Origin of the sequence: Rhodobacter xanthinilyticus, assembly GCF_001856665.1 — a bacterium.
Taxonomy (GTDB): domain Bacteria; phylum Pseudomonadota; class Alphaproteobacteria; order Rhodobacterales; family Rhodobacteraceae; genus Rhodobacter; species Rhodobacter xanthinilyticus.
In genome coordinates, this window is sequence record NZ_CP017781.1 from 3,400,937 (window position 1) to 3,425,000 (window position 24,064).

Genomic DNA, 24,064 nt, shown 5'->3' on the forward strand with positions numbered 1-24,064 from the left:
GCCAAATTCGCAGCAGTGTCAGGATAAATGATCGTCCCGCATCACGTCAACGGAAGCTTTCGAACAGCCGCCGCAGGACGTAGGACCGCGCGATGCTTACCACCGTGAACACAGCACCGATCTTCAGGTTCTGCGCCAGCGTCGTGTGCAGCCCGAAGACCGGGAAGATCAGGATCTGCGTGACGACGGCGACGCCGTAGCCGACGATCACGTTGGCGACGGACTCGACCAGCGACATGAGGCGCGATTGCGTCATCCCGCCACCTCATCCATCGGCCAGCAATTCAGCCGCCAGAGTTCGCAGCGCATGCGCCGCAACCAGGGGGACCACGCCGTTGCCACAGAGGCGAAGCCGGTCCACCCGGTGGGCCAGCCCATCAGCGCCTCGACGAACAGCGGGTTCAAGGTCCGGCGCGGCTCGGAGGTATCGCGCCCAGCCATCGGCGTCACCAGGACCTGGCGGCCAAGCAAGCCGTTCACCGGCGTGTTCGCCAGTGTCGTCGCCCCGTCCTTGTGATCGCGCGCCGTCGGCGTCATCCACATCCCGGCCGCATGGGTCAGATCGGCACTCCTGCGGTTGCCCGCGCTCGGCTTGCAGCCGTCGTTCGCCATTGGCGTCGGCCAGAGCGCGGTCATAGAACACTGGTTGCCGTGTATCGCGAATGCGGCGATACTCGGCGTGGACCAGTCTACTTATCGATGGGGCAGATTTTGTTCGGATTTTTCAATAGACAGCGCGAGCAACGTAGGATCAGCAATGACCTTCAGGAAACCATGGTCATTGCCTACGACGCTCTACGCGAGGCAGTAGATATTGAAGATCCAGTCCAGAAACACCACGAGATGCATATGAAGCTTACGCAGCTCAGCTTGGCGCTTCACGATGTTTACCCAACTTTCCCTCAAGAAAAAGAAAGTCTCTTTGTCGATTTCGTGGCGGCGAGCCTTGAGCGAAAACCATACTGCGAAGCGCTTCAGAATGTCATTGAAGAGCATATTCGGGCGTGCCCAAATATGCCCGGCGCAAAATTTGACTTCATGACATTCTTGCTTGCACCGAAGTTTATGGCAGATTTTACGCGGAAACGCCGGGGAGATTAAACGCCTCCTACTCTTCTTGATTTTTCACCCATTCTTCTGCTTCTGCACGAGTCTCGAAATAAATATCGGCATTTCTATGCCGCTTCTCGACGCCATCAACCTCGAATAGCTCGTGAACCTCAAAGAACACGGCATCCCGCCTTTCCGCAGCTTTGACATTCGCGACACGCACCACTTCGAATCGAATCTTCCCGTCCGACATTGTCCAACCTCGTGAAACCGGCCCTATCTAACGCGATTGTTTCAGACTGGCTCCGCGTCTGCAACGCTGTCACGCTCCTGCAGGAGCCCGCTTGCGCCGGAGCAGAGGGAGAGGCCGAAGAGACATGCGTCTCCGGCCCCGGAAGCGTTTCCGGAGGAAGGTAAAGCCAGGTCATGCATGTCACGCGGCGGTCTTGCGCTTTCGCGCGGGTTCGGGGGCGGTGTCCGTGTCCGGCGTATCGGCCGGGGCGCCGGTGGAGGCGTCGGCGTCGTCGCCCAGCCGCTCGGTTCTCACCTCAGCGAAGGTCCGACCGTCGCCATCGAGGATCGCCTCGCGACCCGTGTCGGCCTGCCAGCGTTCGACGGCGACGTCGATGTAGGCCGGGCTGATCTCCATCGCGAAGACTCGGCGGCCGTTGGCCTCGCCCGCCACGATCTGCGAGCCGGAGCCGCAGAACGGCTCGTAGCAGAGCCCGCCCCGCGCAACATGCTGGCGCATTGGGATCCCGAAGGCGTCGAGCGGTTTCGGCGTCGGGTGGTCAGGCCGCTCGTCCTTGGCGAAGGACGGCATCTCCCAAGTTGAGGGGAGCGTCTGTTCGGCGACCTTCGGCGGGCGGTTCGGGCGGCGCCAGCCCATGAAACAGGGCTCATGCTTCCAGAGGTAATGCGACCGGGTCAGGACACCGCGATCCTTCACCCAGATGATCTGCTGATGCACAAAGGCACCGGCCTTTTCCCAGCAGGCCTCGAGCATCGCCTGGCGGCGCGAGGCGTGCCAGCAGTACCAGGCCGCATCCTCGGTGATCGCCTCGGCCACGGCCGCCGCGATGAAGCCGTCATAGAGCTCGGCGCCCTGCGAACTGTCATCCCACGTGGTGCCGTAGGACGCGGACCAATCCTTGTTGCGTGTGGGATGGTTCGAGCCGTCGTAGTCGACGAGGTATGGCGGGTCGGTCGCGAACAGGATTGCCCGCTCGCCATTCATCAGGCGGCGCACATCGGCCGCGCTGGTGCTATCACCGCAGAGGAGGCGATGGTCGCCGAGGATCCAGAGATCACCGGTGCGCGACGCCGGGTTGCGCGGCGGCTCGGGGATGGTCACCGGCGGCACGGAGCCCCCGGCGCCACCTTCTTCCCCGTCCCCCTCCGGCACATAGGCCAGCAGCTTGTCGAGTTCGCCGTCGGAGAAGCCGACCAGCGAGAGGTCGAAATCCTCGGCCAGCAGATCGTTCAGTTCCGCCGACAGCAGCGCCTCGTCCCAAGTGCCTAGTTCGGTCAGCTTGTTGTCCGCAATCCGGTAAGCCCGCCGCTGTGCCTCGGTCAGGTGCCCCAGCACGATCACCGGCGCTTCGGTGAGTCCGAGCTGCGTCGCCGCCAGCACCCGGCCATGGCCCGCGATCAACTCGCCGCCCTCGGCCACGAGGCAGGGCACGGTCCATCCGAACTCCGCCATACTGGCGGCGATCTTCGCGACCTGGTCCGGCCCGTGCGCCTTCGCATTGCGGGCATAGGGCTGCAGCCGTGACAGCGGCCACATCTCGATCCGATCTGGGGCAAAGCTCAGCGTCATCGTCGGGTCAGTCCTCGGATCAGGGCGGATACCCTTGGCTTCCGGACTCCGGGGTCCGGACTGGACTCCACGCGGGGTCCAGCGGCCACCTGGGGTGTCCAGCTTCAAGGGTTTGATTTTGCGGTGTTTCAGGCGGGTTCAGGTGGCTCCGGCTTCCGGGTGGCTTCCCAAAAATCCGGCCCTGTCGCTAGCGATGTGCCGCGCTTCGCCCGCCAGCATACGAATATGGCCAGGAAGGAACCGCCAACTCGCCGGGGCTGGACCCCGACCGGACTCTCGCTGGATACCGGAAGCCAGTGGCCCCCTGCCCCGCGCGCTCCTCTCCCGAGCATATCAACTTTCTATCCCGGGAGAGGGCTTTCTGTCCCTTCGAAAACTGTCCGGCGGACAATTTTCCATCTGGCGCGAAGGTTTACGCGCCACTGGCCAGCGCGATCACCCGCTGCTTCGAAAGGTTGCGGTTGAACCGCCGCTTGTTGAGAGTGAGGGCGATCACCGCGAGACCGAATTGCCAGTGCTGATGCGCGGCCGACCGGTGCAGCCCCGCGGACCAGCAGATCTCCTTCCACCGCTCGCCATGGGCTTTCATCCAGACGATGCGACCGTCCACGGGCTCGAGGCAGGCGGTCCAGGTCAGCGTTTCCTCCATGCGGCTGATCGCTTGCGGCGAGGGCAGCACGCGCATCGGCTTGGGCTCCTGTCCCACCTTGGCGCCAAAGCTGTGCAGGACCGCAGGCCAAGTGCTGAAGTAGCCCTGCCTGCGGGCCTCGGGCAGACGTTTCAGGACGAAAGCGGCTTCGGCCAGCCGTTCCTCGACCAGCGCGGGGGTCCAGACGGTCATCGCTGCACCTCCCGCCCGCCGGTGGCCGGGCCATAAAGCTTCTCGCCCAACTGGCGCACCAGTTCCCGCTCGGGCCAGGTCAGGCGGTGATCGTCGAGGGCGACGGCCAGAACGCGCTGTTCGCGCCAGCCATCACGCTTGACCTCATCGGGGTTCCGACGACGGCCGCCATAGCCTTTCGGCGCAAAACGCATCCCGGTCATTGCAGGCCCCCCTTGGTCTCGAGCGCCCAGAACAGGATCGCGATGGCATCAGCCTCGTTGTCATCGGCGGGGCTGAACCCCCTCGCCCGGGCTGCAGCAATCATCGCCGCCTTGTCGGCGTTGCCCTTGCCAGTGGCGTGACGCTTGATGGTGCCGACTGGCACCCCTTCGCAAGGCACGCCGCGCAGTTCGGCCCATGCGGTCAGCGTGGCCATCAGCCCGCCATAGACATGAGCGGCGTCAGTTGCTGCGTGGCGACGAACCTCTTCGAACCAGATGGATGCGATGGGCCCGGACAGACGGTCCAACTCACCCAGCCAGTTGGTGAACCGCAGATAGCGCATACCGCCGCCGTCGTAGCGGCCGGGACGGAAGGAGACGGTGCCGCTGGTGATCAGCCCATCAAGGCCCTGCAGCGCCCATCCAGTCGTGGTGCCAAGGTCGAGGGCCAGCAGGGTGCGGCCTGACCGGACGGCGGTGGGCAGATCAGGGATGGCCACATGGGGTTGGGTGGCGAAGGTCAGGTCAGCCATGGGTGGTCTCCTCTTCTGGTTGGCTGCTCGGTGAAAGGCGACATCGGGTGAATGTTGCGGAAAGTCGGGGCTGCGTTTGTCAGGTCGGGTGGTCAGACCTGCGACGGGCCGCACGCGCGGAACCCCTGGGGGTGGGCGTGGGAGAACCCGCCTGCGGCGTTCTCCCCCACCCCCGTAGGGGGTGGTTTCACCCCCGAAACTTGGAGAGCGGGACAAGACACTGACAGGAAACAGGAATTCCAGTTTCGGGAGGTCGTTTTCGGTCGGTCCTGCCGAAACTGGTTGCAGCGTAGCCTTTGCGGCATCCTCGCAATCCTGAGGGGGCAGTTTCGGAAGCGGGCCGAAACTGGTCACAACTGGCCCCTGCGTGGTCCTGCGTGGGGATGGCGAGGCAGTTTCGGTGAGATGGCCAATCTGGTTCAAACTGGCCTCTGCGCAATTCAGCGCAAAGCAGGTATCGGGGGTGATCATGGCCGTTCCTCCACCGGATAGACCCAGACATGCGGGTTCTCGACCTCGAGAAGCGCGCCGGTCTGCGGCGACTTGTAGTGGGTCGGCAGCACCGCAACGCGTGCGGGGCTGACTTCACCGGTCTCCGGATCGACCTCCTCGGCGCCCGTGGGCATGACCATTCCCTCGACGCAGAGGTAGCCGAAGCGCGAGCGTGAGGGCCCAAGCCCGTAAGGGGCGGCGTTGCGGACGAACTTGATAGTGCCCTTGGTGGCTTGCACGGCGATCCGGTCGCGGATGGCATCCTTGCCGCCCAGACCGCCTTTGTTCTCGAAGACTTCTGCGAACTGGTTGGCGGTATAGAGACGCCCCTCGGCCGCCTCCTCGAGCAGGATGGAGAGGATCACTTCCTGCTTGCGCAGGCGCTCGGCGTCGTATTTCGCGCCGACTTCGGCGCGGACCAGGCGCTCGTTCATCGGGTTGATCTCGACCCACTGGCCGCCAACCTTGTCGATCAGCTTCGAGGGCAGCGCGGGGCCATTCCTGAGCTCGATCTCGAGCTTGCGCTCTGGTGCGTCCTCGTCCGGCCGGTGCAGGATCAGGCCGGAGGTGTAAAAGCCCCTGAGCGCGCTTGCCCCCGACAGGGCAAGGAACGGATCGTCCTTCAGCTGCTGCTTCGACAGCTTTCGCGTGTGATGGACCAGGATCACGCCGCAGGCCGGGTTGATGTGATCCCGCAGCACCTCGACCCTGTCCTTGAGGAAGAACATCATGGCGGTGTTGTCGTTTTCGCCGCCGCCGTCCGGCCCGCCGTCGAAGAGGTTGCGGATCGGATCGATGCAGATGATGTCCGGGCCTGCATCCGGAAAGGCCGCCTGGATGGCGCGCGCCACCCGCATGCTGCCATCGGTGTCGAGCAGCATCTTCAGCTTGGGCGTCGCCACGAAGGTGTCGCGTGCGGCGGCCAGAACCTTGGCGGGCAGCGCGATCTGGCTCAACCGCTCGCGCAGATAATGATACTGGATCTCGGCCTGCAGGTAGAACACCCGCAGAGGGCGCGGCGGGGTGAAGCCAAGAAAGGCCTGACCGGCCGCCATGTGCACGAGCCAGCTGATCGTCAGGTCGCTCTTGCCGACCTTCGGCGCACCGCCAAGCACCAAAAGCCCGCCCGGCGTCAGCACGCGCGGCGCAATGATGTCCTCGGGCATCGGGCTGGTATCGTCCAGCAGCACACCGAGCGTGAACGTGGGCATTTCACTGGGCGCAGGGGCTGCGCTGTCGAGGCGGACCAGCGCCGGGCCATTCTTCTGCACATGCAGATCCCAGAGCCGCTCGGACTCGCGCTGCAGGCGCTCGATCGGCCAGGAGGGCCGCAACATGGCGGCGTTGTAGCCGCAGATCGCCTGCCAGCCCTCGTCCTTCGACATCCGGCCCTCGTGGACCATGCGGATGAAATGGCCGATTGCGGCCGATGCCCCCTCAAAACGGGACCAGTCGTCCTGGCCGCCCTCGCGCACCGGGGTCACCAGCACGTCGTCGAGGCGGGGCTTGTCCTGGGTGACACTGCCGCTGGCGACCATCCCGGCACCCGGCATCGGCGGCATTTCGGCCACGCGCTCTGCGAACTCGTCGAGATCGACCTCGACGGAATGGTGCTCGCGGATTTGCACCAGGCGCTGGTGGCCATGCTTGTGATAGACAGTGCCTGCCACCCTGATCGGTTGGTGCGCCGACCTAAAATGCGTGTCGCCGCCGACCTTCAGGGCAATCTCGCCCCGCAGACGGCAAAGGCTGGCCAGCGCCGACCCCTCGGCGGGTTCGGTCATCTTCCACCAGACATGCAGCTTGCTGGCCCCTTCGGACGTCCGCCCGCCGCTCTCGATGATCAGGGTGGGTTGACCCAGATGACGCAGCAGATGGGCGAGCTTGGCGGGGATGTCGCCCGCGTCGAGATCAACGACCAGCGCTTGCATCTGCAGGACTTCGGCGGCTTTGGCCTGCCCAGCCCCGGCGACCGTGCCGGGGATCACATAGACGGCGGCCCCTTCGCGCCAGGCCCAGTTGGCGAACGTCACAAGCTTGCCCGGTGCTGTGGCGTCGGCGTCCATCCAGACGTTGTGCGGTCGGCCCTCCTTGCCCTGCCCCATGTCGACAAAGCCTCGGACCGGGATCTGGCCCTCGCACCAGCCGAACACGACATCGAGGAACGTCGCGATCTGGACCGGGTCAGGCTCCACGCCAAACGGGTCCTCGGCCGCCGGGGCATCGTTGAAATCCTGCCATGGGCTGAAGTGGATGATGTTGTCTTCGGTCATGCCGGCAGTCCCCAGCAGCGCGCGGCCCATGGGCAGAACCGGCATTCGAAGAAGTCGCGATTGGCAGCGATGCGGGGCAGCAATTCGCCCGCGTCGGTCGCCTGCAGGATCCGCACGCCCCGGTCCGACATGCGCTGCGCGAGAGCCGCGTCGAAGGGCACAAGTTCGTGGTGCAGTTCAGCCGTGTCCTTGTTGATCGCGGTGAACAGCGCCGGATTGGCCGAGATGCCGGGGATCGTCCCTTCCATGTAGGCCTGGTAGAGCGCGATCTGCGCGGCATAGACGGGCTTCGCGACAGCAACCCCGTCCTTGACGCAGGCCCGCCAGTTCTTCGCGTTCATGGTCTTGCATTCCCAGAGCGCGGGAACGCCGATGCCCAGCGGCGCAGGTGCCGCGGCAATGATCCCGTCGACATGGCCCCGGATGCGCCCGCCAGCGACGGAAAAGCCGAACTGTTCGCCATCGGGGCGATTGCCCTTGCGGGTGTAGAGGTCGAGCCCGGCCGCGCGCAGCCAACGGATGGCCAGATCCTCGAGTTGGTGGCCGATCTCGAAGATCCGCAGCGTCTGACCGGCGAAATCCGCACCGTCGTCCTTGGGCGCGCCCGCGAATTCGAACTGCAGCGCGCGCTCGCAGGCATGGCCCAGCCGGGATGCGCCGAGATAGGTTCGAGGTGGCGTGGCCTCGCGCTCGGCGATCAACGCGGCATCGATGGCAGCGTTGACGCGCTCAGCAATGCCGGGGCGGTGATTGTAGTCCAGCATCAGAACGGCACCTCCGCCGTGGCGGCGATGCGCGACATCTCGGCGCCATAGCCCTCGAGCACCTCTTCGATCAGCGCGGAGACGTCAGCCGCCGTGAGATCTCGGAGCCGCTTGTCCCAGCCGATCCGGTCCATCGTCTGGCCCAGTCGCTTCATCACCAGCGCGATGGCCGCGCGCTCTTCCTCGGTCATTCCCTGCATGATCTGTCCCTTTCGATGGCGGGCCGCGAACCATGCCTGGCAGGGCATCGAGCAGAACCAGCGATGCTTGCGGGGGCGTGGTTTGGCGGGATTGAAGAAGCCGAAGCCTTGCGCGGGGCGCAGGCAGACGGCGCAGGGCACGAAGCGTGGGTGCCAGAGGCGTGCACGGTCAGAAACCTGGTCGGGTGCAGATGCGACTTCCGCGACATGGTTCACGCCGCCCTCCCGATGTCCGGGCTGGCACGGCCGACGAGCTGGCGGATTTCGCGCTTGTTGAAGCCGAAGGTCATCAACGCCGAGGCGCGATAGCGGGTCAGGCCATAGTCCTGCCGGAACTCGGGCGGCAGGTATTGCAGCTGCTTTTCGGTCGCCGCCTGCTTCAGCCAGCCCTTCGATTTGAAGGCGCTTTCGCCGGTCTCGTATTCGTTCAGCCAGTCATCGGCCTGTGCGAGGCAGACCACCCGCTCGCCAACGCCCAGCAGCCGGGGCGCACGGCCTTTCGCGCCGCCCACCGCGTGCCAGCGACCGTCGAGAAAGAAGATCCCGCCCCAGGCATTGAAGCAGTTGGCCATCAGCGCGGCGTCATCGCCGAAGAGATCGACCCATGCGAAGCTCGATCGCTTCAGAAGATCGATCTCGGACATGATGAAGCCCGAGAGAGGGATGGCATCCTGGCCTTCGCCGGATTCCTCAAGGTCGCGCGCGAACACCTCGCCGCAGAGCGGGCATTCCATGGCGGCAAGCGGGATTTCCGCCTCGCAGGCCGGGCAGGTTTTCGTCGGCGCCTGACCCGTCTCGGTCTTGCCGTCCAGATCGACATCCTGTTCCAGCGTGCCGTGGATCAGGCTCGACGTCCCGAAATCCAGCACGATGCAGTCGGTCTTCACGACACCGGGATGTTCCTCGGGATCGACCGTGCGCAGGCCCCGCCCGACCATCTGGATCATGGTCGATTTGTAGGAACTGGGGCGCAGCAGGACGACGCAGGAGGTGGGCGGATGGTCCCAGCCTTCGGTCAGCACAGCCACATTGACGATGACGCGGATTTCGCCAGAGGCATAGGCGGAGAGGATGCGGCGGCGCATGCCAGCATCGAGATCGCCATGGATGACGGCCGCCGAAACCCCTGCGGCGTTGAAGGCGGCCGCGACGTTTTCGGCATGGGCGACGGTGGAACAGAAGACCACGGTCGGCCGCTCGCTGGCCTTTTCCTGCCAATGGCGGACCACCTCGTCGGTCACCGGCGCGCGGTTCATGATCTGCGCGACCTCGGTCATGTCGTAGTCGGCGGCGCTCTTGCGCACGGCACGCAGTTGTTCCTGCACGCCCACGTCGATGACGAAGGTGCGGGGTGGAACGAGGTGACCGGAGGCGATCAGCTCGCCAAGGCGCACCTGATCGCCGACATTGTCAAAGATCTCGCGCAGACCCTTGCGGTCGCCCCGGTTGGGTGTGGCGGTGACGCCAAAGATCCGGCAGTTGGGGTTTGCGTCCCGGACATGGTCGATGATCCGGCGATAACTGTCGGCCACCGCATGGTGCGCCTCGTCGATGACCAGGAGGTCCAGCGCGGGCATCGCCGCCAGATTGGCGGGCCGCGAGAGGGTCGGCACCATTGCGAAGGTCGCCCGCCCCGCCCAGCTCTTGGCCTCGGCATCGACGACGGAGGTGGTGATGTCAGGCGCAACCCGGCCGAACTTCGCCCGGTTCTGCGCGGTCAACTCGTCGCGATGCGCGAGGATGCAGGCCTTGGCATCGCAGCCCTCGAGGGATTTGGCGACGACCGCCGACAGGGCGATGGTCTTGCCGAAGCCCGTCGAGGCGATGCTGAGGGTGTTGCCGTGATCGCAGAGCGCAGCGAGGCTGCGCTCCACGAACAGGTTCTGACGGGGGCGAAGGCGCATGGATCAGACCCTCACTGCGCCCAGGAGGGACGACCCGGCACCGGCGACGCGGGCTGTTGCTGGACCGGCTGCTGCGCCGCGGGTTGCGCGGGCGGGTGATAGCCCGGTTGCGCCGCCAGCCCCATGTGCTGGGCATAGTCCCGATGGTCCGGCGTCACCGCGCTGCGGATTTCGTTCTTGTCGTCACCGGTGGCATCGGTGCCGACATCGATCCGGGCAAGGAACTCGATCCCGTCCAAATCCCCGAGCCCGTTGATCCGCCGCGCCGCCTGCGCTTGCGGGGACTGGTCCTTGTCGGAAATCCCGCGCGCCGAGTTCAGCATGCCGCGGATCATGCTGCGGCCCATGTTTGCCCAGTCCGGTCCCTTCGGGCTGTAGAGGCCGATCAGGGTGAAAATCTTGCGCCGGGCATATTGGCCTTCGGTCACCGTGAACTCGCCGTTCAGGTACACGGCGCCGGTCGAGCCACGCGTGGCATAGCCGCCCGTCCAGCCCTGCGAGGGATCGTCGAAACCGCCGGGGCGGATCGTCAAGCGGACCTTGGCCAGCGTGCCCTTGGGGATGAGATTGGTGTTGGACTGGGCGTCGTTGAAGTCGTTCCAGGAACCCATGGGGTGTCTCCTCTGCGGATCAGGATTGCGGATGGGGGTGATCGGCCGCGCCCTCGGCGGGCGGCGTGAAGCTCAGGCGACGGGGCACGGGCGTGCCGGGGGCGCGGATCTTGTCCATCAGGCGGCCGAGATGCGGCTCTTCCACCGGGCGAAGACGACCGGAGCGGTCCTTGGCCGGGAAACCCCAGGGGTTGATGGTGTGGCAGACGAAGGCGCGGTAGGGATCACCACCATCGGCCTTCAACTCGGCCATGGTGATCACCTCGTCGACGATCCCCGGCAGCTCGAGCCCGGTCTTCGAGCCGTCGATCTGCGGCTGGAAGATGCGCCGGTTGAAGTCGTCGAACTTCTCGTCGAGGATCCCGACGAACCAGACGTTGCGGCCCCGGGTGTGCTGGAGGTGGGTCAGCCAGGCGATCATCTCGCGCCCGTGCAGCCCATAGGCGCCGCGGACGTCAGGCTTGCCGGTCTTCTCCGACACCGCTTCCGGCTGGCCCTTGCACCATTGGAAGCAGAGCCGCCCCGCCACGGTGATCGAGTCGACGAAAATCGTGTCGTAGCGATCGAGCGCGGCGGGATCGCCGAACTTCTGGCACACGGCCGCGTAGTGCGCCGGGCTATGGGGTTGCTCGTCGCGCAGGCTGGGATTTGCGCCACCGATGAACACCGCGAAGTCCCGGCATTCCGCCCATGTGCGCGGCCGGATGCTGTCGCCCGGCCAGCCCTCGATGGCGAGATCGCCCGCCTCGAGGTCGATGAACAGCGTGCGGGCGGGATCGAGCGTCCAGAGAAGGCTGGTCTTACCGATGCCGGACTTGCCGAAGATGCAACCCTTGATGCCGCGGGGCTCGGCCAACCGCTGGTCGGCTGTGATGATGGGCAGGCTCACGCGCGATCCTCCTGCGGGAGGAGGTCGATCTTCAGCGTGCCGGTCTTGACGGTGCGGGCGGATTCGAAGCCCTGCCGGATCGCCTCGGGCCAGGCGGAGTAGGCGCGCTCGGGCACCTTGAAACTGATCTCGACGTATTCGGCCGGATCTTCGCCCGCAGCGCGGATGCGCTCGACCATGGCCGCGAGCTTGGCCTGGTCCCATTCAACGCGCTTCGGCAAATCGGCGACCACCGTGAAATCGCCATCGACAAGGCGGACGGTGCCGGTGTCCTTGCCGCAAGCGCGGCGTGCCTCGGTAGCGCGGGCGGCGTAGCGAACCTCAAGCGCGGTGGAAAACCGCGCAGTGACGGCCTTCATCTGTTTGGCGGCCACGTCGATCTCGCGCTGCAGGGCGGCCAGAAGCTCGACGGGAAGCTGGGCGATCTCGCCAGCGGGCAGGTTGATCAGTTGATCGATGCTGGGGGTGTTCTGGGGGAAGGTCATGGGGGGTCTCCGTGATGGGGGATGGCTTCAGGCGGCCTCGAGGAGGCGCATGGAAAGGGCAGGACCGGCCTGGCGGGGTCTCGCCCGGGCGATGGCGATGTAGGCGAACTGATCGGGGCCGATCCGGGCCTGCACGAGGTGGACAAGGCCCTGCTCTGCTGCGCGCAGCGCGGCCGAGGCCACCAGGCGAAGGGCGCGCTGCTGTTCGGCGGGCAGCTTCGAGATGACGGAGGTTGCGTCGACCGCGAGAAAGCCGCGATGGTAGACCAGCGTCTCGCCGGGGGCGGCCTGCGCGATCCAGGCCGAAAGCCCGACCTCGTCGAGCGCTGGTCCGGCCGCGCCGAAGATCGACACGACGCCCGTGGCCCGGAGGATGGAATGACGGGCCATCATGCCGCGCCCCGATCCGCGGTGCTGCGCCGCTGGCGGGCCTGCTCATAGGCCAGCACATCCTCAAGCCGGTAGACCACGCGGCCGCCGATTTTCAGGAAGGCCGGGCCCTCGCCGGTCCAGCGCCAGCGTTCAAGGGTGCGCGCCGAAATGCTCCAGCGTGCGGCAAGTTCGGTCTGGTTCAGGCAGGTTCTGGTCTGCATCGTCCTCTCCCGGTGTGTCGTTGGGAGGAAGATGCACGGGGCGATGCGGGGATGTCGTCGGGATCATAGTGGGATGCGGCGGGGGATCAGCCGGACCGTTTCAATCATGGGGTGAAACGTATGACGGTAGGATCGCCATCCCCCTCCATCCCCCGGTGCATCCCACAGCGGGAAGCAAACAGGGACGCGCGGAGGGTCCGACTCAGAGGCCAGCGAGGCGATAGGCCCCACGGCCGTTCGACTCGATGAGCAGCGGCCAGTCCTTCTTGGACTTGAAGACGTCGGCCATCTTGAGGCTGCGCGACCCCGCCTGCGAAAGCACTGCCTTGCCGCTCTGCCACGGATCGCCCTGCTTGGCCGCCGCATGCAGGATCCGCACGACCTGTGCCTGGATCGGACCCAGCCGGAACTCCCGGCCATGGCAGCGGACGCTCTGATAGTCGGCAGAGGCGTGAAACCCGCCCGCTGGCTTCATGCCCGAGGCACCGCCGAAGCCTGTCGCTGCCTCGAAACGATCACGTTCTTCGCGCCTTAGCATCAAGTCTGGCTTGCGGATCGTCAGGCTCTCGCGTGAGCCGTAGAAACAGGCATAGTCCGCCTTTGCGGTCCGGAAGCGGGTGATGCTGACCTCACCCTTGCGAAAAAGCTGGAAGACGTCCTGGACGTGCAGGTCCAGCAGCCCATTGAACAAGGACCGCTCAGTTGGGATCGAGTAGCAGCGGCCATCGTCAGTTTCCTCGTAGTCGCCGAACTCGATGGGCAGGTTGAGGATGCGGACCGACAGCCGCAGCTGGTCGTTCTCGGCCAGATAGACCAGATCGACCTCAGGCATCGACCACCGGGCGAGGACTTCCGGCAGGGTGAAATACGCCTTCTCGATCTCCATCCGGGCCCCCGATTCCAATGCAATCTGTTTGGCTTTTGTTCTAGCCGCTTGACGATCCCAACTCAATCCTGTCATATCCCACTCTATCCACAGCCCCTTGGGGAAAAGATGACCGAACATCACACCCTGGCCGACCGTCTGCGGGCCCGCTCCGACCAGCTCGGCCTCGCACCGGCTCATGTCGCGGAGATGGCCGGGGTCAACCGATCCTTCGTCTATGACATCCTGCGCGGGCGCTCCTCGCGCCCCAGCATCGACCGGCTGGCCGACGTCGCCCGCGTGTTGAAGGTAGACCGGGAATGGCTGATCCACGGCATCGGCGAGATAGAGGGCCCCTCCCCCTTCACCGAGAACCCCGAAGATACCTTCGTGGCGATCGCGCATGCCACGCCCCGCCCCGCAATGGGCGGCGGCGCCATGGTGACCGAGGATGGCGACACGCCCGGCCGCGCCTACCACTTCCGCCAGTCGTGGATCCGCCACAAGCTGAAGGCCAGCCCGTCACAGCTCCGGATCATGCATGTCGAAGGCGACAGCATGGTCCCCACGCTGCAGGACGGCGACGCCGTGCTGGTCGACATGACGCGCCAGTTCCCCAGCCCGCCCGGCATCTTCGTTCTCGACGACGGCATGGGCCTGGTCGCCAAGCGCCTCGAGCATATCCCCAACAGCGATCCGCCCGCCGTTCGGGTGATCTCGGACAACCCGCTCTACCCCGCTTACGAGCGCACGGCAGATGAGATCCGTATAATCGGCCGCATACGCTGGTTCGCGCGGGAGATCTAACGATGGGTGGCGCCGTTCTTGCCCAAAGCTGGAAACGAAAAAGCGCCCGCGAGATCTCTCTCCGGGCGCACCTCTGCGATGATTGAAGCCTGCGTCAAGGGGAGCAGGTTTGTCAATGCGTTTTGTGTCGGTATTTCAACCGCATACACGAAAGTTCGGGACTCACGCCGCTGTACCTGAAGACCACCTTCTCGAAAGCTGACCTGCAACGACTGAATTGGTGGTGTCGGCGCGCGATCCGTGTTCGCCAAAGCCAAATGGCACCCATTTTGTCACCATACGCCGAACCGGGGCCCAAGTCTGCCGCATTTTCGACCCCATGACGGCGAGCGGTGACAAAAAATGCCAAATCGACATATCACAAAATGGCACCTACCTTGATGTCGTGGGCTCAAGGGAGGCACAGATGGCGTTCAAGGCAGAACTTCTCAAGAAGAAACTCAAGGAAGAGGGCAAGACGCGCGACGAGCTCGTTGCAGACCTCAAGAAGCAGGGATGCCCGAGGCACAAGCGCACCGTCAGTCGCTGGCTTGCTGGGGACAACCCGCCCAAGGCCAAGGACCTAGAGGCGCTCGCACGCGCTCTTAACTGTAAACCTCAGGATTTCGATCCGTTCTTTGCCGACATTGGCTTGGGAGAGGTTTCAATCCAGGCGCATGTGTCTACGGCTTCCCATAACGCCTACGAACTGATGCGCGTGCGCTATGGGGTCAGCCAGAAGCAGATCATGGAACTGGCACCCGTTCTATTTGCGATCCTGGCGGCACATGCTCTCAAGGTGCCTGATCAAGACGACGCACTTGACCGGGAAGCCAGGATGAATGGCCGCCCCAGTACACAGACGCAAAGCGACTGGATCGACCGGCAGGCCAGCCAATTGAGAAAGTGCTTCGGCCTCAAGTCGCGGGACCACAACCTCGACCCTCGCAACCTGTTCGACACCGCTGTTCAGCGACTGTCCGCTCAAGCCTCGGAGTACGTCAGCGCCGAATGGTATGTCGGCGCTGCGCCCGGAGATGTTCCAGGGGCGGCGGGCTATATCACCGACACGGAGCTCCTCGCCAAGATCACTGGCGACGACGGGACGTTGGTTGAAGCAATCGTCAAAGGGCGCATTCGGCTTTCCTCTGTCCTTCAGGAAGTTAAGGAGCGCAAGGAAGGTGCCTCGGTCGAAGGTCTTGCGAATGCCCTCCGCCAAGCACATGAGGCGCGGATTGAAGGGCAGAGGGCGGCTGGGCTGAAGAAGCTGAAGGCCTGGCGGGAATTCTATGCCGCACGCCACCCGGGACTGGCAGAAGAATACGATGCCCTTGTCACCCAACACTGCCATGAGGAAGGTTGGTATCCCGATCGCTACACCGATGATGATCGAATCCAGAGCTGGGTGAACCCCAGTCGGGAAGATCGGCACATCAACGAGGACACCCTGGTCGAGTACCAGCGCATGAAAGCCGCCAGAACTGAGGATGGCACGATGGCTTTTGTCCTGCCGTTTCAGGATCCGGTCTATCGCCGGTTCGAGGCACTTCAACATCACCGCGCCCAACTGAGAAAGCAGTTCGAGGAGACTTGGTCGTGACGTCGATTTGCGAGAACGAAGTGTTCATGGTCAGCACACATGCAGCAACTCGTATGGCCCAGCGAGGTATACGGCGCGCGATCCTAGACCTAGTGATCCTGCATGGGACTCCGGCGAAAGCCCAGAACGACTGCGAAGAGTATATCCTTTCGGAACAGGCGGCTCGGTTCCTCGTCAACAGCGGGTACGACCCACAGACGATCACCGCCGCCACTAAGGTGCGGGCCATCGTGGATCCCTGTGGCACGATCGTGACCTGCTACCACAAACGGAACGGTCGTTCACGGCCCTCCAGCCGAACGTCTCGCCTGCGAGATACGAGACACATCTGACCTCTGCAGGATCCGCGGATCCGCTTTTGTTTGGCGACTGGCCGACCAACTGCACCGCGGCGGGCTCATCTCATGATATTTTCGTCGAAAGGACCAAGCATGCCTGCCACCATCCACCAGTCCACGAAATTCGCCTTTGCGCGCGAACAATACTTTGCCGTCGCACACGGGCATACCCTGCTCCGCCTCACTCTTGGCGCATGTGGCGGGCAACCCGGGGGCGCAATCAAGACTGCCACGGCGAGCGACTTTGGTGCAGCGCCAGTGTTTCGAGATCGGGAAGCGCTGACTAAAGCGATGCGCCGTGGCGTGCAGAACCTCGGTGGCAGAGCACAGGATGTGAACATTGAAATCGATGGCAAAGGCCGCCGGTTCGGGGAGATCGCATTGGCGGGATCGCGGGAACAACTCATCGAAGCACTGCGCCTGCTTGCAGAGCAGATGGAGGACCACCTTGGTCGATCGTTCGACAGTGCGCATGACAGCGGTTACAGCGATCTGCGCGAACTTTACCATGACCTGCACCATACCGAAGGCGAACCAGTTTACCTGTCGGATGGAGTGTACTTGGGTTCTGATGGGCGCCTTTTCGAATGACCCAGCGGGGAAAGAGAAGCGCCGTCCAGGACCCCCAACACGAGAACACCGACTTCATGTGCGTGTTCCGCTGTGCAAGTCCGATCCTACCTTCCTGCTTAATCCGTAAGCTGGGATGCGTTCCAGTTTGGAGATTTGCACGGAGGGTTTGGTTGGGCGTCCATCCGGAGCGCAGTATGGATGGCATATGGTTGGGTTCGCCCTCTTTGTGACACCTGAGTTTGCACAAACTCAACTCGTAACATCGCGGAGTACAGATGCGAATCATCGTGCCACCCCGTAGCGAACACGATCGCTTGCGCCAACCCATGACTACTGGCGAGCAACTTGTTCTCGATTTCTTCGACGAGCATCTGCCGCCAGCGTGGGAAATCTACATTGCGCCTCACTTCAATGGATTGCGCCCAGATTTCGTGATTCTGAATCCGACAGTCGGAATCGGCGTTTACGAGGTGAAGGACTGGAACCTCAGTGCCATGCACTACTACGTCAAAGAGCATCCCAGCAGTTTCAAGGAGCTGATGGCGAAGCCGAAGAGTGGTCAGGCTTTTGCTGTCGAGAACCCTTTCGACAAGATCCGCCGGTACAAGGAAGCGATATACAACGTCTATTGCCCGCGCTTGCGAGAGAAGTTCGGCTTTGGCGCGATCAATGCAGGCCTGATTTTCCCCATGGCCCGTGCGGACGAGGTGCTTCCTCTACAAAGGGTCTTCCTGAAGGACAATGAACTCGAACGGCGTGCGGAGTTTTGGCCCGTCTTGGGGCGCGAGGAGCTTTCCGCAGGACAAATCGATGCGGCGCTTCCAATGCTCAAGCGCGATGGCAAATCGTGCATGAGACCAGAACTAGCTGACGACCTTCGCAGTTGGCTGGTCGAACCCGATTTCTCAAAGGAACAGCGTCGCCCCTTGGAACTGGACCGCGACCAACGTCGCTTTGCTGAGGGACGGACCACTAGCGGCTATCGTCGCATCCGCGGTGCTGCTGGATCCGGCAAATCACTCGTCCTCGCGGCTCGCGCTGCTAGGCTGATCGACGAAGGCAAAGATGTTCTCATAGTCACCTACAACATGACGCTCTGGCATTACCTTCGTGATCTGGTAGTTCGAGCGCGCAAGGGGGGAGCGAATCCTGGCCGTCTGACGTTCACCCACTTCCATCATTGGTGCGGCGAAGTCTGTTGGAATTCCAATTTTGCTGATGAATACGCAGAGGTCATGGCGCCGATCACCAAGATCAAGAATCTGCATCTTCCGCCTCGCGAGGAGGCGAAGCGTTTGCGCCCAATCCTGCCACCCATCCTGAATCAGAAGGTTCCAGAGTTAGCGCAACGCGCAACACAGGTTCTTCCTGAGTCGGAAAAATACGATGCGATTCTTGTCGATGAGGGGCAGGACTATCTTCCACTCTGGTGGAACGCCCTGAGGGGTGCGCTACGCTCAGATGGTGAAATGGTTCTGGTCGCCGACACATCTCAAGACGTCTATGGTTCGGCAGGCAGTTGGACCGAGGCGGCGATGTCGGGAGCAGGTTTCTCCGGAGAGTGGGCAAAGCTTGATGTATGCTATCGTCTGCCACCGAAGCTTCTGACACTCAGCCAACAATTCGCCGAGAAATTCCTTCCAGCGGCAACCCGCATCATTCCGCAGCCGAAGCAAAACGAACTCGGCATCGAACGCTGCGACCTGCAATGGGTCCAGTGCGATGAGCAGGAAGTGGTCAGCCGCTGCGTCAACGCTGTCCTAGCGATGATGAAACTTACCGGTCCTAGTGTCGGAGCCTCAAATGCTGACATAACCTTCTTGTCAAGTTCGCACGAGGTTGGAAGGCAGGTAGTTGAAGAACTTGATCGAGAACCGTGGGGTATTTCCTGCGCCCATACTTTCGCGGAAAGCAGAGCCGAACAGAACAGGCGGAAGATGGCCTTTTACCTAGGCCGCCCCAGCGTAAAGGCGACAACTCTGCACAGCTTCAAGGGTTGGGAAGCTAGAATGCTAGTGTTGCATCTTGGGACCGCAATGAGTGCCGAAAACATGGCAGCGACCTACGCAGCGATAACTCGGCTTAAGCGGGACCCGGCAGGAAGCTTCTTGACTGTAGTATGCTCTGCACCACAGTTGTCCGACTATGGCAGCACCTGGCCGATGTTCGAAGACACAACCACTGCTCTCGTTTGATCACGGCGCTTGCGAATGCCTTTGCACATGCGGCCGTCTCCAAGGTTCTTGGGTCCAAGTCTCGGTAATCTCCCCGTTCTTAGTGGGGTGCATCCCTAGAATTCACGCGGCCAGCTTCAGTTTCCGTGCTGGCGTGATGCCGCCGATGCCCATGTTTTCGTGAGGGCAACGCTGTTCTGAACTGATCACTCCGATACGAGTAAGGAGGCGCACGATGACTGCCCAATCTCCTGAGAGAATTTTCTATAAGGGGGAGAAACTCTTTATGTGCACCGAACCGCTGGAAGAATACTTTTCGAAAGGCGGTCTCAGGCCGAGTCTCCGGCGCTCCAGCACCGCTCTATGGCGCCGGTACATCGGCAGTTGGAAAATCGTGGATGACCGACTGTATCTGACCGGCCTCGAGGGATGGCTCGAAGATGGAACTAAGGTCTCGACGGCGATGATTTTTCCCGGGTTTCCGGACAAGGTGTCAACGGCGGAGTAAAATTGGGCCACGGGGCGGCGCAAAATTGGGCCACTTTGGGTTTGCGCGAGACGCGGCTGATGGGCGGCGGCCAGTCAGCCGCGCTCTCCATATAGCTTGCGGGTGACTGGCCGCCTTGGACCGTCAGGTCCAAGTCTGATACTTTGGATCAGGTGTTGTCGCCGGTCTTGCGCGCGCGACTTTGCGCGAGGCGATAGCTTTCGCCGTTCATCTCGAGGATGTTGACGTGGTGGGTCAACCGGTCGAGGAGCGCGCCGGTCAGCCGCTCGGTGCCGAAGGTCTCGGTCCATTCATCGAAGGGCAGATTGCTGGTGATCAGCGTGGCACCGCGCTCGTAGCGCTGGGAGATCATCTCAAAAAGCAGCTCGGCGCCGGTCTTTGACAGGGGCACGAACCCGAGCTCGTCGATGATCAGCAGCTTGACGGCAGCCATCTGCTTCTGGACGCGCAGCAGCCGACGTTCGTCTCGCGCCTCCATCAGCTCGTTGACCAGCGCGGCGGCGGTGGTGAAGCTGACAGACATGCCCTTCTGGCAGGCCGCCAACCCGAGGCCCAAGGCAATGTGGGTCTTGCCGGTTCCGCTGGGGCCAAGGGCGATCACGTTCTCACGCCGTTCGATCCATTCGCAGCGCGCCAGTTCCAGCACCTGCATCTTGTTCAGCTTCGGGATCGCCTTGAAGTCGAAGCTGTCGAGGCTTTTGGTGGCCGGGAACTTCGCAGCCTTGATGCGGCGCTCGACCATCCGCCGCTCGCGGTCAATGAGTTCCAGTTCAACGAGGCGCGACAGGAATTGGACATGGTCCAACCCTTCGGCGGCGCATTGGCGCGCAACCTTCTCGTGTTCCCGCAGGAAGGTGGGCAGCTTCAGCGTCTTCAGATGGTGGGCAAGCAGGATCTTCGGAGCCTCGCTCATTCCGCCGCCTCCGACATCAAGGCCATGTAGCTGGCCGCACGCGTCGTCTCGACGTTCGCCCGCGGCAGGTAGGGGTAGACATCGAGATCAAGCCTTGGGGGGCGCTTCTCGACCTGGCAAAGCACGAGGTGCTTCACGGCGTCAAAGCCGACCGCGCCCAGCTTCAGGGCCTTCTTCACGGCGGCATGCAGGTCATCCATGCCAAAGGTCTCAAGCAGCCGCAGCACCTGCACATACTCGCGGCGCCCCATCTTGAGCATGCGCGCCTCCATCAGGCGGCGCAAAGTCTGGAACTCTTCGGGCAGGTCCCATTCCGCCAGAGGCGCAGCCTGGTCCAAGGCATTGATCTTGCGCTCGATCAGCGGGAGGTAGTGAACCGGGTCGAAGATCATGTCCTCGCGATCGTAACAGCGCGGGTGTCGGGCGATCACCTCCCCGCGACAGCCGATCACGACCTCATCGACATAGCCGCGGATCCAGACATCCTGATGGCCATAGGCGACCGGGACCGAGTAATCGTTGGTGTCATAGCGCACGAGCGACTGCGAGCTGACCCTGCCGCTCGCTTGGTCGCAGGCGTCGAACGGGGCAGTAGGCAATGGGCGCATCGCCGCCAGATCGCGCTGCAGCCTCTCGCCGATCGTCTCCTTGTGACCCCGAAGAATGCGCGTGAGGCGTGCGCAGCACTGCCCTTCAAGGTCGGCGTTGAAGGCGTCCCAACTGGCAAAGTGGGGGATCGGCACCATGTGGTTGCGGCGGGCGTAGCCGACCATCCCCTCGACAGCGCCCTTGTCGTTCCCCTTCCCGGGCCGACCATAGCGATCCCGAAACAGGTAATGCGACTGCAAGCCGCTGAACAGCGTGGCGCGGATGCGCGTGCCATCTGGCTGGATCTTCGAGACCAGGCAGCGGTCGTTATCGTAGAGCACCGACTGCGGCACCCCGCCGAAGAAGGCAAAGGCGCGGACATGCCCGTCTATCCAGGCCTCCGCCGTCGCCGCCGGATAGGCCCGGACGAAATAGGCATCGCTGTGCGGCAGGTCGATGACAAAGAAATGCGCCTTCTGCTCGACACCGGCGATGACGACGACCGCTTCGCCAAAATCGGCCTGAGCATGGCCCGGCGGATGGGCCAGTGGCACGAACATCTCCCGTGTCCGCCGCTCACGCTCACGCACGTAATCCTTGACGATCGTATAGCCGCCGGTGAAGCCATGCTCGGCCTGAAGCCGTTCCCATATCCGCTTGGCCGTATGACGCTGCTTGCGATGCACCGCCTTGTCGGCTTCAAGCCAGGCGTCAATGAACTCGGTGAACCCGTCCAGCTTCGGCCGCCTGATCGGCTTGTCCCGCCGGTAGCCAGGCGGCACCGAGAAGGCCAACATCTTCTCAACCGTCCCGCGCGAAATGTTGAAATGCTTCGCCGCCGCCCGCGCGCTCATGCCCTCGGCACACGCCAAGCGAACCTTCTTGTAAAGTTCCACGGTATAAATCTCCCCACCCTCCCTGCTGCCGCAAGAAGGGAAAAGTGGCAGGATTTTACTCCGCCCGCAGCGAGACGATCCCGCCGCTACCGTGGCCTAATTTTGCACCGCCGTTTCCAACAAGGTTTTCGCCCAATGGTACTCTGGTCAGATACGTATCCCACAAGGCGAGTTACTCGAATACGTTCATATGGGATATGGAAGTACCTACGAGCGAGACTTGCTCCTGGAAGTGCGATGTGGCGTCGTGATTGAAACCTCGGAGCGGCACAACGAAGTCGAGGCATCCGACGACGATGACTGGCTGCCATTCTGAACTGATGTTTGGCCATCGTGCCAATACCGGTGCTGCATGATCGCTGTCGTCGCAGATTTTGCATGATTACGAAGGACTTCGCGCCCTCTTGCTTCCACAGTGCTTCCACGTGTGTTGGAAACGCAAACGCCGCCCCGGAGGGCGGCGTTTAAGCGTTTGATAACGCGTAATTTTTTGGTTGCGGGGGTAGGATTTGAACCTACGACCTTCAGGTTATGAGCCTGACGAGCTACCGGGCTGCTCCACCCCGCGCCGGGTGTATATTGCCCCGAGGGCTTTATGGGCTGACGGGGTATTTTTTGTTATCGTTCTGAGAGATTGGCTTCTTTCTAGGTTTGGCGGTGACCTACTCTCCCACGTCTTGAGACGCAGTACCATTGGCGTGTTGGCCCTTAACGGCCGAGTTCGGGATGGGATCGGGTGTTTAGCCAGCGCTATGACCACCAAACCGAGGAAGAAGCCTGTCCAAGTCTTGTATGTAACCAGTGTATACTTGCTTTTGATCGTGAGCCTTGCTGCTACTGGATCAAATCAAGCCAATCGGGCAATTAGTACCGGTCAACTGAATGCATTGCTGCACTTACATCTCCGGCCTATCGACGTGGTGGTCTTCCACGGCCCTCAAGGGATACCTAGTTTTGAAGGGGGCTTCACGCTTAGATGCCTTCAGCGTTTATCCTGTCCGCTCATAGCTACCCAGCACTACCGTTGGCACGATAACTGGTCCACCAGTGGAGCGTTCACCCCGGTCCTCTCGTACTAGGGGCAACTCTTCTCAAGTATCCTACACCCACGGCAGATAGGGACCGAACTGTCTCACGACGTTCTAAACCCAGCTCACGTACCTCTTTAAATGGCGAACAGCCATACCCTTGGGACCTGCTCCAGCCCCAGGATGAGATGAGCCGACATCGAGGTGCCAAACGATGCCGTCGATATGGACTCTTGGGCATCATCAGCCTGTTATCCCCAGAGTACCTTTTATCCGTTGAGCGATGGCCCTCCCACTTGGGACCACCGGATCACTATGGCCGACTTTCGTCTCTGCTCGTCTTGTCAGACTTGCAGTCAGGCTGGCTTCTGCCATTGCACTCAACGACCGATTTCCGACCGGTCTGAGCCAACCTTCGCGCGCCTCCGTTACGATTTGGGAGGCGACCGCCCCAGTCAAACTCCCCACCATGCAGGGTCCCGGACCCGGATAACGGGCCGCGGTTAGACATCAAGAGTGCGAAGGGTGGTATCTCAAGGGAGGCTCCACGGGAACTGGCGTCCCCGCTTCAAAGCCCACCACCTATCCTGCACATCACAATCCTGATGCCAATGCAAAGCTAGAGTAAAGGTTCATGGGGTCTTTCCGTCTAACCGCGGGTAGTGTGCATCTTGACACACAGTTCAATTTCGCTGAGTCCACGTTTGAGACAGCGGGGAGATCGTTACGCCATTCGTGCAGGTCGGAACTTACCCGACAAGGAATTTCGCTACCTTAGGACCGTTATAGTTACGGCCGCCGTTTACTGGGGCTTCAATTCGGAGCTTGCACCCCTCCTTTTAACCTTCCAGCACCGGGCAGGCGTCAGACTGTATACGTCGCCTTACGGCTTCGCACAGCCCTGTGTTTTAAGTAAACAGTCGCCACCCCCTAGTTTGTGCCCCCCACCGATACTTGCGTACCAATGGGGCCTCCTTCTCGCGAACTTACGGAGGCATTTTGCCGAGTTCCTTAAACGTGGTTCTCTCAAGCGCCTTGGTATACTCTACCTGTCCACCTGTGTCGGTTTAGGGTACGGTCTTATGGAGGGTTATTTCCAGGGACCTCTAAGCAGCCCGTTCAATCCGATAAGAAC

25 protein-coding genes, 1 tRNA gene and 2 rRNA genes (1 of these 28 only partly in view) are annotated in these 24,064 nt (G+C 62.5%); 6 read left to right on the forward strand and 22 right to left on the reverse strand.

What is annotated here, in order from left to right; all coding sequences use genetic code 11:
• Positions 1–46: 46 nt before the first annotated feature.
• Both LPB142_RS16460 and LPB142_RS16465 read right to left on the reverse strand, forming a co-directional pair.
• Positions 47–256 (reverse strand): DUF7220 family protein, encoded by a 210-nt coding sequence (locus LPB142_RS16460; protein ID WP_071167030.1) that lies wholly within the window; start codon positions 254–256, stop codon positions 47–49.
• The gene (locus LPB142_RS16465; RefSeq protein ID WP_071167031.1) at positions 253–636 is read right to left on the reverse strand and encodes a hypothetical protein; all 384 of its coding nucleotides are present in this window, start codon (positions 634–636) and stop codon (positions 253–255) included. The genes LPB142_RS16460 and LPB142_RS16465 overlap by 4 nt, the downstream gene beginning before the upstream one ends.
• 75 nt (positions 637–711) lie before the next feature.
• Between LPB142_RS16465 and LPB142_RS19180 the strand changes: the two genes are divergently transcribed.
• On the forward strand, positions 712–1,101 hold the full coding sequence (locus LPB142_RS19180) for a hypothetical protein (protein WP_198037851.1): 390 nt from the start codon (positions 712–714) through the stop codon (positions 1,099–1,101).
• Between the two features lie 7 nt (positions 1,102–1,108).
• Here LPB142_RS19180 and LPB142_RS16475 read toward each other — a convergent pair whose 3' ends face one another.
• The 15 genes from LPB142_RS16475 to LPB142_RS16545 all read right to left on the reverse strand — a co-directional run bounded on the left by LPB142_RS16475 (position 1,109) and on the right by LPB142_RS16545 (position 13,546).
• Positions 1,109–1,303, reverse strand: coding sequence for a hypothetical protein (locus LPB142_RS16475; RefSeq protein WP_071167033.1), 195 nt, complete (start codon positions 1,301–1,303; stop codon positions 1,109–1,111).
• A 180-nt stretch (positions 1,304–1,483) separates the two neighbouring features.
• The gene (locus tag LPB142_RS16480) at positions 1,484–2,872 is read right to left on the reverse strand and encodes a site-specific DNA-methyltransferase (protein ID WP_071167034.1); all 1,389 of its coding nucleotides are present in this window, start codon (positions 2,870–2,872) and stop codon (positions 1,484–1,486) included.
• Between the two features lie 412 nt (positions 2,873–3,284).
• Positions 3,285–3,713: a DUF6362 family protein gene (locus tag LPB142_RS16485; RefSeq protein WP_071167035.1), complete on the reverse strand. Its 429-nt coding sequence runs from the start codon at positions 3,711–3,713 to the stop codon at positions 3,285–3,287.
• Positions 3,710–3,916 carry a hypothetical protein gene (locus LPB142_RS16490; RefSeq protein ID WP_083392729.1) on the reverse strand — a complete coding sequence of 69 codons (207 nt, stop codon included), beginning with the start codon at positions 3,914–3,916 and terminating at the stop codon, positions 3,710–3,712. Before LPB142_RS16490 ends, LPB142_RS16485 begins: the two co-directional genes overlap by 4 nt.
• Positions 3,913–4,449 (reverse strand): hypothetical protein, encoded by a 537-nt coding sequence (locus LPB142_RS16495; RefSeq protein WP_071167036.1) that lies wholly within the window; start codon positions 4,447–4,449, stop codon positions 3,913–3,915. The genes LPB142_RS16490 and LPB142_RS16495 overlap by 4 nt, the downstream gene beginning before the upstream one ends.
• A 467-nt stretch (positions 4,450–4,916) precedes the next feature.
• Complete coding sequence (locus LPB142_RS16500) at positions 4,917–7,214, reverse strand: AAA family ATPase (RefSeq protein WP_083392783.1); 2,298 nt, start codon at positions 7,212–7,214, stop codon at positions 4,917–4,919.
• On the reverse strand, positions 7,211–7,978 hold the full coding sequence (locus LPB142_RS16505) for a hypothetical protein (protein WP_071167038.1): 768 nt from the start codon (positions 7,976–7,978) through the stop codon (positions 7,211–7,213). The genes LPB142_RS16500 and LPB142_RS16505 overlap by 4 nt, the downstream gene beginning before the upstream one ends.
• Positions 7,978–8,178, reverse strand: coding sequence for a DUF6511 domain-containing protein (locus tag LPB142_RS16510; protein WP_068767736.1), 201 nt, complete (start codon positions 8,176–8,178; stop codon positions 7,978–7,980). The genes LPB142_RS16505 and LPB142_RS16510 overlap by 1 nt, the downstream gene beginning before the upstream one ends.
• A gap of 212 nt (positions 8,179–8,390) precedes the next feature.
• On the reverse strand, positions 8,391–10,082 hold the full coding sequence (locus LPB142_RS16515; RefSeq protein ID WP_071167039.1) for a DEAD/DEAH box helicase: 1,692 nt from the start codon (positions 10,080–10,082) through the stop codon (positions 8,391–8,393).
• Positions 10,083–10,093: 11 nt separating this feature from the next.
• The gene (locus LPB142_RS16520) at positions 10,094–10,693 is read right to left on the reverse strand and encodes a hypothetical protein (protein WP_071167040.1); all 600 of its coding nucleotides are present in this window, start codon (positions 10,691–10,693) and stop codon (positions 10,094–10,096) included.
• A 19-nt stretch (positions 10,694–10,712) separates the two neighbouring features.
• Positions 10,713–11,582 (reverse strand): ATP-binding protein, encoded by an 870-nt coding sequence (locus tag LPB142_RS16525; RefSeq protein WP_071167041.1) that lies wholly within the window; start codon positions 11,580–11,582, stop codon positions 10,713–10,715.
• Entirely contained in the window at positions 11,579–12,067 is a 489-nt protein-coding gene (locus LPB142_RS16530; RefSeq protein ID WP_071167042.1) for a hypothetical protein, read from the reverse strand. Before LPB142_RS16530 ends, LPB142_RS16525 begins: the two co-directional genes overlap by 4 nt.
• A gap of 27 nt (positions 12,068–12,094) precedes the next feature.
• Positions 12,095–12,460, reverse strand: a complete 366-nt coding sequence (locus LPB142_RS16535) for a hypothetical protein (protein WP_231879110.1) — start codon at positions 12,458–12,460, stop codon at positions 12,095–12,097.
• A complete protein-coding gene (locus LPB142_RS16540) occupies positions 12,457–12,660 on the reverse strand; it encodes a helix-turn-helix transcriptional regulator (RefSeq protein ID WP_071166986.1) in 204 nt (67 codons plus the stop codon). Before LPB142_RS16540 ends, LPB142_RS16535 begins: the two co-directional genes overlap by 4 nt.
• Positions 12,661–12,862: 202 nt before the next feature.
• A complete protein-coding gene (locus LPB142_RS16545; protein ID WP_197474271.1) occupies positions 12,863–13,546 on the reverse strand; it encodes a hypothetical protein in 684 nt (227 codons plus the stop codon).
• 108 nt (positions 13,547–13,654) lie between these two features.
• On the opposite strand from LPB142_RS16545, the gene LPB142_RS16550 reads away from it, so the two are divergent.
• The 5 genes from LPB142_RS16550 (at position 13,655) to LPB142_RS16570 (ending at position 19,504) form a co-directional block, all read left to right on the forward strand.
• Positions 13,655–14,332, forward strand: coding sequence for a LexA family transcriptional regulator (locus LPB142_RS16550; protein ID WP_068767665.1), 678 nt, complete (start codon positions 13,655–13,657; stop codon positions 14,330–14,332).
• A 406-nt stretch (positions 14,333–14,738) separates the two neighbouring features.
• The gene (locus LPB142_RS16555; RefSeq protein WP_197474270.1) at positions 14,739–15,911 is read left to right on the forward strand and encodes a helix-turn-helix domain-containing protein; all 1,173 of its coding nucleotides are present in this window, start codon (positions 14,739–14,741) and stop codon (positions 15,909–15,911) included.
• 431 nt (positions 15,912–16,342) lie between these two features.
• Positions 16,343–16,840 (forward strand): hypothetical protein, encoded by a 498-nt coding sequence (locus tag LPB142_RS16560; RefSeq protein ID WP_068767663.1) that lies wholly within the window; start codon positions 16,343–16,345, stop codon positions 16,838–16,840.
• A gap of 257 nt (positions 16,841–17,097) precedes the next feature.
• Positions 17,098–19,017, forward strand: coding sequence for an NERD domain-containing protein (locus tag LPB142_RS16565; protein ID WP_068767662.1), 1,920 nt, complete (start codon positions 17,098–17,100; stop codon positions 19,015–19,017).
• Positions 19,018–19,231: 214 nt separating this feature from the next.
• Entirely contained in the window at positions 19,232–19,504 is a 273-nt protein-coding gene (locus tag LPB142_RS16570) for a hypothetical protein (RefSeq protein WP_156894414.1), read from the forward strand.
• Between the two features lie 148 nt (positions 19,505–19,652).
• Here the strand turns inward: LPB142_RS16570 and istB are convergent, their stop codons facing one another.
• The 5 genes from istB to LPB142_RS16595 all read right to left on the reverse strand — a co-directional run.
• Entirely contained in the window at positions 19,653–20,417 is a 765-nt protein-coding gene (gene istB, locus LPB142_RS16575) for an IS21-like element helper ATPase IstB (RefSeq protein ID WP_071165181.1), read from the reverse strand.
• Entirely contained in the window at positions 20,414–21,901 is a 1,488-nt protein-coding gene (gene istA, locus LPB142_RS16580) for an IS21 family transposase (RefSeq protein WP_071165182.1), read from the reverse strand. Before istA ends, istB begins: the two co-directional genes overlap by 4 nt.
• Before the next feature lie 491 nt (positions 21,902–22,392).
• A tRNA-Met gene (locus LPB142_RS16585) sits at positions 22,393–22,469 on the reverse strand.
• A gap of 81 nt (positions 22,470–22,550) precedes the next feature.
• Positions 22,551–22,665, reverse strand: a 5S ribosomal RNA gene (rrf, locus tag LPB142_RS16590).
• 79 nt (positions 22,666–22,744) lie between these two features.
• Positions 22,745–24,064: ribosomal RNA gene (locus LPB142_RS16595) — 23S ribosomal RNA — on the reverse strand (it continues 1,509 nt past the right edge of the window).

What these genes read in the sequence shown, in the direction of transcription:
- LPB142_RS16565 (WP_068767662.1), top strand. Translation starts at nt 17,098, where the DNA reads ATGCGAATCATCGTGCCACCCCGTAGCGAACACGATCGCTTGCGCCAA.
- LPB142_RS16510 (WP_068767736.1), bottom strand. Translation starts at nt 8,178, where the DNA reads ATGCAGGGAATGACCGAGGAAGAGCGCGCGGCCATCGCGCTGGTGATG.
- LPB142_RS16495 (WP_071167036.1), bottom strand. Translation starts at nt 4,449, where the DNA reads ATGGCTGACCTGACCTTCGCCACCCAACCCCATGTGGCCATCCCTGAT.
- LPB142_RS16530 (WP_071167042.1), bottom strand. Translation starts at nt 12,067, where the DNA reads ATGACCTTCCCCCAGAACACCCCCAGCATCGATCAACTGATCAACCTG.
- LPB142_RS16570 (WP_156894414.1), top strand. Translation starts at nt 19,232, where the DNA reads ATGACTGCCCAATCTCCTGAGAGAATTTTCTATAAGGGGGAGAAACTC.
- LPB142_RS16480 (WP_071167034.1), bottom strand. Translation starts at nt 2,872, where the DNA reads ATGACGCTGAGCTTTGCCCCAGATCGGATCGAGATGTGGCCGCTGTCA.
- LPB142_RS16545 (WP_197474271.1), bottom strand. Translation starts at nt 13,546, where the DNA reads ATGGAGATCGAGAAGGCGTATTTCACCCTGCCGGAAGTCCTCGCCCGG.
- LPB142_RS16500 (WP_083392783.1), bottom strand. Translation starts at nt 7,214, where the DNA reads ATGACCGAAGACAACATCATCCACTTCAGCCCATGGCAGGATTTCAAC.
- LPB142_RS16560 (WP_068767663.1), top strand. Translation starts at nt 16,343, where the DNA reads ATGCCTGCCACCATCCACCAGTCCACGAAATTCGCCTTTGCGCGCGAA.
- LPB142_RS16555 (WP_197474270.1), top strand. Translation starts at nt 14,739, where the DNA reads ATGGCGTTCAAGGCAGAACTTCTCAAGAAGAAACTCAAGGAAGAGGGC.
- LPB142_RS16550 (WP_068767665.1), top strand. Translation starts at nt 13,655, where the DNA reads ATGACCGAACATCACACCCTGGCCGACCGTCTGCGGGCCCGCTCCGAC.
- LPB142_RS16475 (WP_071167033.1), bottom strand. Translation starts at nt 1,303, where the DNA reads ATGTCGGACGGGAAGATTCGATTCGAAGTGGTGCGTGTCGCGAATGTC.
- LPB142_RS16505 (WP_071167038.1), bottom strand. Translation starts at nt 7,978, where the DNA reads ATGCTGGACTACAATCACCGCCCCGGCATTGCTGAGCGCGTCAACGCT.
- istB (WP_071165181.1), bottom strand. Translation starts at nt 20,417, where the DNA reads ATGAGCGAGGCTCCGAAGATCCTGCTTGCCCACCATCTGAAGACGCTG.
- LPB142_RS16520 (WP_071167040.1), bottom strand. Translation starts at nt 10,693, where the DNA reads ATGGGTTCCTGGAACGACTTCAACGACGCCCAGTCCAACACCAATCTC.
- LPB142_RS16485 (WP_071167035.1), bottom strand. Translation starts at nt 3,713, where the DNA reads ATGACCGTCTGGACCCCCGCGCTGGTCGAGGAACGGCTGGCCGAAGCC.
- LPB142_RS16540 (WP_071166986.1), bottom strand. Translation starts at nt 12,660, where the DNA reads ATGCAGACCAGAACCTGCCTGAACCAGACCGAACTTGCCGCACGCTGG.
- LPB142_RS16465 (WP_071167031.1), bottom strand. Translation starts at nt 636, where the DNA reads ATGACCGCGCTCTGGCCGACGCCAATGGCGAACGACGGCTGCAAGCCG.
- LPB142_RS16490 (WP_083392729.1), bottom strand. Translation starts at nt 3,916, where the DNA reads ATGACCGGGATGCGTTTTGCGCCGAAAGGCTATGGCGGCCGTCGTCGG.
- LPB142_RS16460 (WP_071167030.1), bottom strand. Translation starts at nt 256, where the DNA reads ATGACGCAATCGCGCCTCATGTCGCTGGTCGAGTCCGTCGCCAACGTG.
- LPB142_RS16515 (WP_071167039.1), bottom strand. Translation starts at nt 10,082, where the DNA reads ATGCGCCTTCGCCCCCGTCAGAACCTGTTCGTGGAGCGCAGCCTCGCT.
- LPB142_RS16535 (WP_231879110.1), bottom strand. Translation starts at nt 12,460, where the DNA reads ATGATGGCCCGTCATTCCATCCTCCGGGCCACGGGCGTCGTGTCGATC.